Consider the following 9,211-nt stretch of genomic DNA (forward strand, 5'->3'; position numbering starts at 1 on the left):
CCAGCACCTGGCGGCTGACCGCGCTGCCCGCCGCATCCATCAAGGCCACCAGAAAGGTCCGTTCCTGAGCGCTAAGGTGCAAGGAAGCGCCGTCGGGCGCAACCAAGATCCAGCCCCCGTCCTGCAAGGACCAGGTGCTGTCCGCCGAGGCGCGCGTTTCCACGTCCGCCGGACGGGGCGCCTTGGCCAGGCGCATGCGCCGAGCCAGGCTACGAATGACGGAACTGAGCTCCAGCAAGTCCACCGGCTTGGTCATATAGACATCCGCGCCGCCTTCCAGGCCACGCACGCGGTCTTCCAGAGCGCTGCGCCCGGTCAGCATGACGATGCCCACCGGACTCAATGCCCGCAAGCGGGTCGCCACGGAAAAACCGTCCTCACCGGGTAGGTGCGCATCCAGGATAACGATGTCGCACGGCTGCTCCTGCAGGCGGCGATAAAACGCCGCAGCATTGTCACAAGCAAACGCCACCCGAAAACCATAGCCGCCCAGGCCTAATGCCAACTCCTCCCGGAAGTCGGCATCATCCTCAAGCAGACCGATACATAGCAAACCATCTGCGCCAGGCATATTCAGAGTGCTTTATATTGAAAATTGTCGACAAATGCCCCAAGGATGCAGTCAGCCATCCCGAGTGTCCCGCAGGCGACAATCTTACGAGATTTACAATGGAAACGAATGATTGCAGTGAAAAAAAGCGCGATATTTCACTCTCTTTCACCCATTTTTCACGTAAATCACAAGATCTTGGTAGGCGTTTTGTTGCGATTACCGCCGAAACGCGTCAAGAAGAGCAACTGACTTCAAGGCTGCCCGCCCAATCCGGCGGCAGTCCAGCATAGCGCTCATACCCTGCCTGAGCTACGAACGGCGCTCGCAGCAGCTTCATCAACGTGTCTATTTCGCTCACATCGCCGGTCTTTGCCGCCCGGATCGCATCTTCTGCCAGATGGTTGCGCAAGACGTAGAGCGGATTGACGCGATTCATAGCCTCGGCCGTTTCTTCAGCGGGCCGGCCGTCTTCCGCATGTCGGGCCAGCAGGCGGTCTAGCCAGGCGGAGGCCGCCTGACGGTCAATGAACAGATCCTGGAACGCGGCACGCTCGCCCAGCACGGCGTCGGCCAGCCGTCGCCAGGACAAGGTGAAATCGGCCTGATTGGCGTCCATCAGTTTGAGCAGGTCGTCCAACAGCGCCTCATCGGCCGGCCGCCAAGCGGTCAAGCCCAGCTTGGCGCCCATGCGGTCGTGGAAGGCCCGGGTGAAAACCGCCTCGTACTCGTCCAGCACGGCGCGCAGGCCTTCGACATCCTGCACCAGCGCATGCAGGCTGCCGCCCAGCCGGTACAGGTTCCACAGCGCCACCGACGGTTGCCGGTTCCAGGAATAGCGCCCTTCGGAATCCGAATGATTGCAGACGTGCCCCAGACGGAAGCCGTCCATGAATCCATAAGGGCCGTAATCCAGCGTCAGCCCCAAGATGGACATGTTGTCCGTGTTCATCACGCCATGGCAGAAGCCCACGGCCTGCCAGTCCGCCATCAACAGCGCCGTCCGGCGTGTGACCGCGCGCAGCAGATTGATGTAGGGCGCGGTTTCGCTCAGGGGCTCGCCTGTGGGCGATTCACGGCATTCAGGGTAGAAACGATCGATGACGTAGTCCGCCAGTGTTTTCAGCTGCTCGGGCTGGCGGCGCGACGACCAATGTTCAAAAGAACCGAACCGCACGAAACTGGGCGACATCCGCGTCACGATAGCGGCGGTTTCCACGGTTTCCCGCATGACCGGGTCATCGGACCCCACCAGCGCCAGCGCGCGCGTGGTGGGGATTCCCAACCCGTGCATGGCTTCGCTGGCCAGGTATTCCCGCACCGACGAACGCAGCACGGCCCGCCCGTCGCCCATGCGCGAGTACGGGGTCATGCCAGCGCCCTTCAATTGCAGTTCCCAACCGCCGTCAGGCCCTTCGACTTCGCCCAGCAAGTGGGCACGCCCATCACCCAACTGGCCGGCCCATACGCCGAACTGGTGCCCGCTGTAGACGGCCGCCAGCGTATCCCCACCGGGCAAGGGCTGCGAGCCCGAGAACACAGCCAGGAATTCCGGCGTGGACATCACTGCCGGGTCCAGCCCGATCAGCGCAGCCGCCTCGGCATTGGCGTGGAGCAGGCGCGGATGGTTCAGCCCCTGCGGCGTCAGCCGGGTGTAGAAGGCTTCGGGCAATGCCGCAAATGAATTGACGGCATGCAGTTCGGACAGGGAATGGGAAGTCATGCGCGTTGGCTCCTGGCGGCCCGCTTGGCGGGACGCACATAGAAAATGGCGCTAAGGAAGAAAGTGGCCGACAGGACGATCTCGCCCCACGCCATCAGCACGGAGAGCGGAGCCGGGTCCGACATGGCGCGCACCGTGCCTTCCATCAGATACAGCAGCGACAGCATCGATGCCCACTGATAGGTATAGAGGTTTCCGCGCAGGATGCCACGCAGTGGAAACGCGAGGGGCAGCGCTTTCAGCAGCATCCAGGAACCGCCCGGCCGCACCGGCGCCACCACGGTTTCCCAGGTGACGCACAAGACGATCAGGGCGAACAGTGAAACCGAGGCCAGCAGGCGCAAACGGGGGTTGAGTTCAGGGTTCATGCTGCTATTATCGCCTGATGAATCGCCCCGCCGAGCCTGTCGCCGCTACGCCGGCGGCCACCGAGCCCTCGACTTCGCGCTCTTCATGGGCCGCGAGGGCCGGACGCGTCTTCCGGTTCACGGTGCAGCGCGCCAACGAAGAAAAGCTGCTGCAGGTCGCCTCCAGCCTCACCTTCACCACGGTCCTGGCCATTGTGCCCATGCTGGCGGTGGTGCTGTCCTTGTTTACCGCGTTTCCGGTATTCCAGGAATTCCGCGTCGCCCTGGAAGATTTCCTGACCAACAGCCTGATGCCGCCGTCCGTCTCGGACAACATCATGGAATACCTGAACCAGTTCGCGCGCCAGGCCTCCCGCCTGACCGCCATTGGCGGCGCGTTCCTGCTGGTGACTTCCCTGTTGCTGATCATGACGATCGACCAGGCCTTCAATGACATCTGGCACGTTTCGCGCCAGCGCCCCCTGCCGCAACGGGCGCTGGTGTACTGGGCCATCATCACGCTGGGGCCCGTCTTGGCGGGCGCCAGCCTGTGGGCCACCTCTTTCGTGGCACGGGAATCGCTGGGACTGGTAGCGGACGTGCCTGAAGCCATCAGTGTCGCCATTTCCTTCATCCCCCTGATCCTGACCGCACTGGGTTTTGCCGCGCTGTTCGTCGTGGTGCCCAACCGCGAAGTGTTGTGGCGCGATGCGCTGGTGGGCGGCTGTGTAACGGCCATCGTCCTGGAAATCATGAAATCCGGGTTTGCTTATTACCTGACGCGATTTCCCACGTACACCATCATCTATGGGGCGTTTGCCACCCTGCCGATCTTCCTGCTGTGGATCTACCTGTCATGGCTGGCCGTGCTGCTGGGCGCCACGCTGGCCTCCAGCGCGCCGCTGATCCGGCTGGGCCGCTGGGAGATCAACCGCTACGCAGGCGCGCAATTCGTCGACGCCCTGGACGCGCTGCGCGCCCTGCGCCGCGTGCAGTCAACCAATCCGCCCGGCTTGCCCGCCAATGAACTGGCCTCACAATTGCACCTGCATCAGGACGAATTGAACGATGTCCTGGAAACGCTGAACACCATGGGCCTGGCCACGCGCAGCCCCGAAGACAACTGGGTCCTGACCTGCGACGCGCGCGAAACCTCGTTGGCGCCGGTCGTCGACAATTTCCTGCTGGACCGCACTCAGTCCCGCGTTCGCAACGACCCCGAGATATTGCGAGTCGCTTCAGCCGTAATTTCCCAGCAAAATACGCCTACGCTGGAAGAACTGTGCGGAGAAGCGCAGAATACCGAAAATGGAATCGCTCCAATATTGCAATTGGAAGCGAACAAGAAATAGCAAATGCATTCGGGCGTAGTCCGCCCAGGAGGAACCGATGTTGAAGGTCAGCGAGATTTTGCGCGTCAAGGGCGATACGCTCTATACGGCGTCGCCCGACATGCCTGTGTCCCAGGCTGTGCAAACCATGAGCGAGCAGGACATAGGCTCGCTGGTGATCATGGAATTCGGCACCCTGACCGGCATGCTCACGTTCCGCGAAATCATCCGGCACATGCACGCCCATGGCGGAGCCGGCGAAACGACCATCCGTTCGATCATGGATGACGCGCCGGTCAGCGTATCGCCCAACACCAGCGCCGATGAAGTGCAGCGCCTCATGCTGGAAAAGCACGCGCGCTACATTCCGGTCATGGACGGCCCGACCCTGATGGGCGTGATTTCGTTCTACGACATGGCGCAAGCCATCGTGGCGGCCCAGCAGTTTGAAAACAACATGCTCAAGGCCTACATCCGCGATTGGCCCACGGAAAGCGCCGAATCGGCCAAGACCTGACCGCGTTCCGGGACAGCCCCGCGGCGCCTGCCGCAGGGGGCTACCCCCTGAGCCTACACCCCTGCCGGCGCCGCTTCGAATGCGGCGCCGCGCATTTCTGGCGCCTGCCGCTGGCTGCGCCAGGCGTCATAGATCAGTTCCGGGTTGTTGGCGGCAAGCAGCGCCGGATCCGACAGCATGCGGCGCCAGCGGCGCGCGCCCGACTGCCCGTTCACGAGGCCCAGCATCGGCCGGGTCATCACGCGTAGCGGCACACCCTTGGCAACCTGGCGCGCCGCGTATTCGGTCATGGCGTCCACCACTTGCGCGTCGCTGGGCAACCGTACCGACGGCCACAGCTGCAACGACACTTCGGACAGCACGCGCGGGGTGTGCCAAGCGGCCCGGCCCAGCATCACGCCATCAAATTCGTCCGCAGCCCGGACAGATTGCTCGGCGTCGGCAAGACCACCATTCAGCACGAATGTGCAATCCGGAAAATCCAGCTTCAGTTGCTTGACCACGTCGTAGCGCAGCGGCGGAATTTCGCGGTTGTCCTTGGGCGACAGGCCCTTGAGCACCGCATTGCGGGCATGGGCGATGAAGACCCGGCACCCCGTGTCGTAGATCTTGCCGACGAAATCCCGGACGAACGCGTAGGATTCCTCGTAGTCCAGCCCCAGACGGTGCTTGACGGTGACCGGGATATCCACGGCGTCCTGCATGGCTTTCATGCAATCGGCCACCAGCGCCGGTTCCGCCATCAGGCAGGCCCCGAAAGCGCCCTTCTGCACGCGTTCCGAAGGGCACCCGCAATTCAGGTTGATCTCGTCATAGCCCCATTGACGGCCCAGCTTGGCGGACTGCGCCAAGGCGTCGGGCTCGCTGCCGCCCAGTTGCAGGGCGACCGGATGCTCGGCTTCGTCGAAATCGAGGTGCCGCGAAACGCTGCCGTGCAGCAGCGCGCCCGTGGTGATCATTTCCGTATACAAGCGTGCGCGGGGGGCCAGCAGCCGATGGAAATAGCGGCAGTGGCGGTCGGTCACGTCAATCATCGGGGCGACGCACAGCCGCCAGTCGTTAGAAATCAAGCACTTACCTTAAAATTCAAGGAGATACGTAGGTTTGTCGTTCCCATTGCTTCCCGCCCAATACCTGCTTTACACTCCGTTTCCTGCTATCAGTGCTACGAGATCGCTACGGAATGGCTTCGATAATTCAGATAGGCGGCAAGTGGCGCGCCCAGGTGCGGAAGAAGGGGCACCCCACCCAAACCAAGACCTTCACCACGAAGGCACTGGCCAATAGATGGGCCACGGCCATAGAGGCTGAGATAGAACGGGGTGACTTCAAGGATACCAAACCTATGGGCGTCACAACCGTGGGTGACCTCCTGGACCGCTACGAACGTGAAGTTCACAGGATGGGCGAGGCTAAGAAAGAATCCTTCAAGGTGCTACGGGCTGAGCTCGGGGCTGTCACCCTGTCCGGGCTGACTGGCGCAAGAATAATCGAATACACCAAGAAGCGGGGAGTCGCGCCTCCCACGTGGTCCATGGAGCTTTCCTACCTGAACACAGTGCTACGCGTAGCACGTAGCCTCTGGGACTTCTCGTTCCTGGGAGATCCGATCCGGGACGCCCGCGAAGCATTCAAGATGCTGGGGGTCGTAACGACCCCACGGGAAAGGACCAGGCGCCCCACCGCCGAGGAACTGAAGACGCTGAAGGACCACTTCAACACGTCCGAGCGCTATAAGCTCCCCATGGCGGACATCGTCGACTTCGCCATAGCGACCGCCATGCGGGCGGGCGAGATCTTCTCGATTACCTGGGAAGACGTGGACACCAAGAAGAAGACGGTGATCATCCGCGACCGCAAAGACCCCAAGCGCAAGGCCGGCAACCATCAGGTTGTACCGCTGCTACCGACTGCCTGGGAAATCATCCAGCGTCAGCCGAAGCCCCACAAAGGCCGAATTTTCCCCTACAAAGCAGCAACTATCTCTTCGACGTTTCCCCGCGCTTGCGCACACCTGGAAATCAAGGATTTGCGGTTCCACGACCTGCGCCACGAAGGCACTAGCCGTCTGTTCGAAATGGGCTACGGCATCCAGGAGGTCGCGATTTTTACCGGACACCGTAGTTGGAATCAACTGCGCCGCTACACGCAGATCAGGCCGGAATCCCTGCACCGATAGCTATACTGGAATCCTCCTTGGAGGGTTCCATGTGTAGCCATTACCAGACCTTGAAGGACGCCGAGCTGCTGCTCAAGAAGTTCGGCGTGCGCGAGAAGCCGGCCGCGATCGGCAAGTACGACATGTGGCCTCGCTACCAGGGCGTCTTCGTGCGCCGGCCGGTCGAGCATGACGCGGGCGACGAGGCTGTACCCGAGCGGGAAGCCGTTGTCGGTCGCTGGGGTCTGATATCCGCGGCGACCGTACCGGGGAAGCTGACGGATGCGGAGAAGCTGTCGACCTTCAATTCCCGGGATGATCGAGTGGCTACGGCCTTTACCTTCCGCAATGCCTGGCGCCGCGCCCAGCACTGCGTCATCCCCGCTGACGCGATTTTCGAGCCTGATCATCGCGACGAGACCAAGGCCAAATTCGGCACGACCAAGTCGGTGCCCACCCGCTTCACGCGGGCCGATGGTGCACCGATGGGGATTGCTGGGCTGTGGGATCGCTACCGTGACGCAGCCGGTCAATGGCAGGAAAGCTACACCATGCTGACCATCAACGCGGACGATGATCCGCTCTTCCGCGACTACCACCAGGCGGGCAAGGAAAAGCGAATGGTCGTCATCCTGCCAGAGGGTGTCAGCGCCGATGTAATACTGACCCACCGCGTCGGAGTAAATCTGACCCACCTGGGCAATGATGGCGGCCTTTTGGCCGCCGACAATGTTGACTCAGGAGCAAGCAGTGGAGATCAAGGTAATGGCGCGTCGCGGCGTCAGCATTCGGGAGATGGCCAAGCAGCTGGGCTGCTCACGCAACACGATCAGGCGGTATCTGCGTGAGGCTGATGCCCAGCAGTACAAGCCCCGCGAGGCACGGACCACCAAGCTGGATCCGTACAAGGACTATCTGCACGGGCGCATCGAGGCGGCCCGGCCGCACTGGATTCCAGCAGCCGTGCTGCTGCGGGAGATTCAAGAACTGGGCTACCCCGGTGGTGTAACGCAGCTCAAGGAGTTTCTTGGCGGCTACAAGCACCAGGAGCCTGAACCGGTCGTTCGTTTTGAGACGCCGCCTGGCAAGCAGATGCAGGCCGACTTCACCCACATCCGGCGCGGCCGTGATCCCTTGATGGCCTTTGTCGCCACGCTGGGATACAGCCGTTCGAGCTGGGTGCGGTTCACCACCGATGAGCGCGCCGACACTTGGTTCGGATGTCTGCGTCAGGCCTTCATCTACTTCGGCGGCGTACCCCAGCACGTGTTGTTCGACAACGCGGGCGCCATCATCACCGAGCGCGATGCCTACGGCCCCGGCCAGCATCGCTGGCACAACGGGCTGTTGGCCGTCGCCCAGGAGTTCGGCTTCACCCCGCGTGTGTGCCAGCCTTATCGCGCCAAGACCAAGGGCAAGGTCGAACGCTTCAACGGATACCTGAAGGGCAGTTTCTGTGTCCCGTTGGCCGCGACCCTCAAGCAGGCTGGCCTGCGCTTGGATGTGACGGCAGCCAACGCGCACGTCGGTCGCTGGCTCACGGAGGTGGCCGATCAGCGGCTGCATGGCACCACTCGGGAGAGACCCGCTAAGCGGTTGCAGGAAGAGCGCCTAGCGCTACTGCAGTTGCCTGCGCAACACGGCATGCTGGTGCCAGCCACGTCTCACCGGCCTGTGCCGCGAGAGAGCTTCCAGCACCCGCTGTCGGTCTATAACGAGTTGCTGGAGGTGCGAGCATGAACCTTCAACACAACCGCATCGAACAGATCTGCGATGTCCTGAAGCTGGAGCGTATCGGCAGCGAGTGGCCCGCCATGGCCCAGCAGTGCGCCCGCGAAGACGCCAGCCATGGCGACTTCCTGGAGCGCCTTCTGGGTATTGAGAACGACGCCCGGATCGAACGCCAGCGCGCCGCCCTGATGAAGATCGCCACGCTGCCCTCGGTCAAGACCATCGAAGACTATGACTTCGCCTTTGCCAGTGGTGCGCCGCGTGCCCAGATCCAGGAACTGGCGGCCCTGAGCTTTATCGAACGGGCTGAGAACGTGGTATTCCTGGGACCCAGCGGCGTGGGCAAGAGCCACCTGGCGCAGGCATTGGCGTACCGTGCCGTCATGGCGGGCATCAAGACCCGGTTTCTGACTGCCGCCGACCTGATGATGCAGTTGGCCACTGCCCATAAACAGGACCGGCTGCAGCAGTACTTCAACCGCGCCATCATCGGGCCGCGCCTGCTGGTGATCGATGAGATTGGCTATCTGCCCTTCGGGCGCGAGGAAGCAAACCTGTTCTTCAACGTGGTGGCCCAGCGCTACGAGCGTACCAGCATCATCGTCACCAGCAATCTGCCCTTCAGCCAGTGGGCCTCGTGCTTCTCTGAGGATCAGACGCTGACCGCCGCCTTGCTCGACCGCCTGCTGCACCACGCCCATATCGTGCAGATTGCCGGGGAAAGCTACCGGCTCAAGGACAAGCGTAAAGCAGGAAACATCAAGATCAGGAACTAGGTTTTTGAACGCCGGGGTGGGTCAGTTTTACTCCGACGATTCCGACGAAAGTGGGTCAATTTTCAACCGGCGTTGACA

The 9,211-nt window shown here is 62.1% G+C and carries 10 protein-coding genes; 6 read left to right on the forward strand and 4 right to left on the reverse strand.

From position 1 onward, the window contains the following. From CEY09_RS24225 to CEY09_RS24235, 3 genes are all read right to left on the reverse strand, one after another. Positions 1 to 571 (reverse strand): response regulator transcription factor (locus CEY09_RS24225; protein WP_088590581.1); only part of this gene is annotated, 571 nt, incomplete at its 3' end. A 214-nt stretch (positions 572 to 785) separates the two neighbouring features. Then, on the reverse strand, positions 786 to 2,273 hold the full coding sequence (locus CEY09_RS24230; protein ID WP_088590575.1) for a protein adenylyltransferase SelO: 1,488 nt from the start codon (positions 2,271 to 2,273) through the stop codon (positions 786 to 788). After that, positions 2,270 to 2,641, reverse strand: coding sequence for a DUF2069 domain-containing protein (locus CEY09_RS24235; RefSeq protein ID WP_006223948.1), 372 nt, complete (start codon positions 2,639 to 2,641; stop codon positions 2,270 to 2,272). The genes CEY09_RS24230 and CEY09_RS24235 overlap by 4 nt, the downstream gene beginning before the upstream one ends. A gap of 17 nt (positions 2,642 to 2,658) precedes the next feature. Between CEY09_RS24235 and CEY09_RS24240 the strand changes: the two genes are divergently transcribed. Next, positions 2,659 to 3,972 (forward strand): YihY family inner membrane protein, encoded by a 1,314-nt coding sequence (locus CEY09_RS24240; protein WP_088590576.1) that lies wholly within the window; start codon positions 2,659 to 2,661, stop codon positions 3,970 to 3,972. A 37-nt stretch (positions 3,973 to 4,009) separates the two neighbouring features. After that, positions 4,010 to 4,468: a CBS domain-containing protein gene (locus tag CEY09_RS24245; protein WP_088590577.1), complete on the forward strand. Its 459-nt coding sequence runs from the start codon at positions 4,010 to 4,012 to the stop codon at positions 4,466 to 4,468. 53 nt (positions 4,469 to 4,521) lie between these two features. On the opposite strand, the gene dusA is transcribed toward CEY09_RS24245, so the two are convergent. Next, positions 4,522 to 5,538, reverse strand: a complete 1,017-nt coding sequence (dusA, locus tag CEY09_RS24250; protein ID WP_088590578.1) for a tRNA dihydrouridine(20/20a) synthase DusA — start codon at positions 5,536 to 5,538, stop codon at positions 4,522 to 4,524. Positions 5,539 to 5,651: 113 nt separating this feature from the next. On the opposite strand from dusA, the gene CEY09_RS24255 reads away from it, so the two are divergent. From CEY09_RS24255 to istB, 4 genes are read left to right on the forward strand one after another with little or no spacing between them, the layout of a single operon-like run. Continuing rightward, a complete protein-coding gene (locus CEY09_RS24255; protein WP_088590579.1) occupies positions 5,652 to 6,647 on the forward strand; it encodes a site-specific integrase in 996 nt (331 codons plus the stop codon). Between the two features lie 29 nt (positions 6,648 to 6,676). Then, positions 6,677 to 7,474: an SOS response-associated peptidase gene (locus CEY09_RS24260; RefSeq protein WP_234818386.1), complete on the forward strand. Its 798-nt coding sequence runs from the start codon at positions 6,677 to 6,679 to the stop codon at positions 7,472 to 7,474. Then, complete coding sequence (istA, locus tag CEY09_RS24265) at positions 7,356 to 8,366, forward strand: IS21 family transposase (RefSeq protein ID WP_088590580.1); 1,011 nt, start codon at positions 7,356 to 7,358, stop codon at positions 8,364 to 8,366. The genes CEY09_RS24260 and istA overlap by 119 nt, the downstream gene beginning before the upstream one ends. Next, entirely contained in the window at positions 8,363 to 9,133 is a 771-nt protein-coding gene (gene istB, locus CEY09_RS24270; RefSeq protein ID WP_005013542.1) for an IS21-like element helper ATPase IstB, read from the forward strand. Before istA ends, istB begins: the two co-directional genes overlap by 4 nt. Positions 9,134 to 9,211 lie beyond the last annotated feature (78 nt).

The organism is Achromobacter marplatensis, assembly GCF_002209535.1.
GTDB classification, from domain to species: Bacteria; Pseudomonadota; Gammaproteobacteria; order Burkholderiales; family Burkholderiaceae_B; genus Achromobacter; species Achromobacter marplatensis.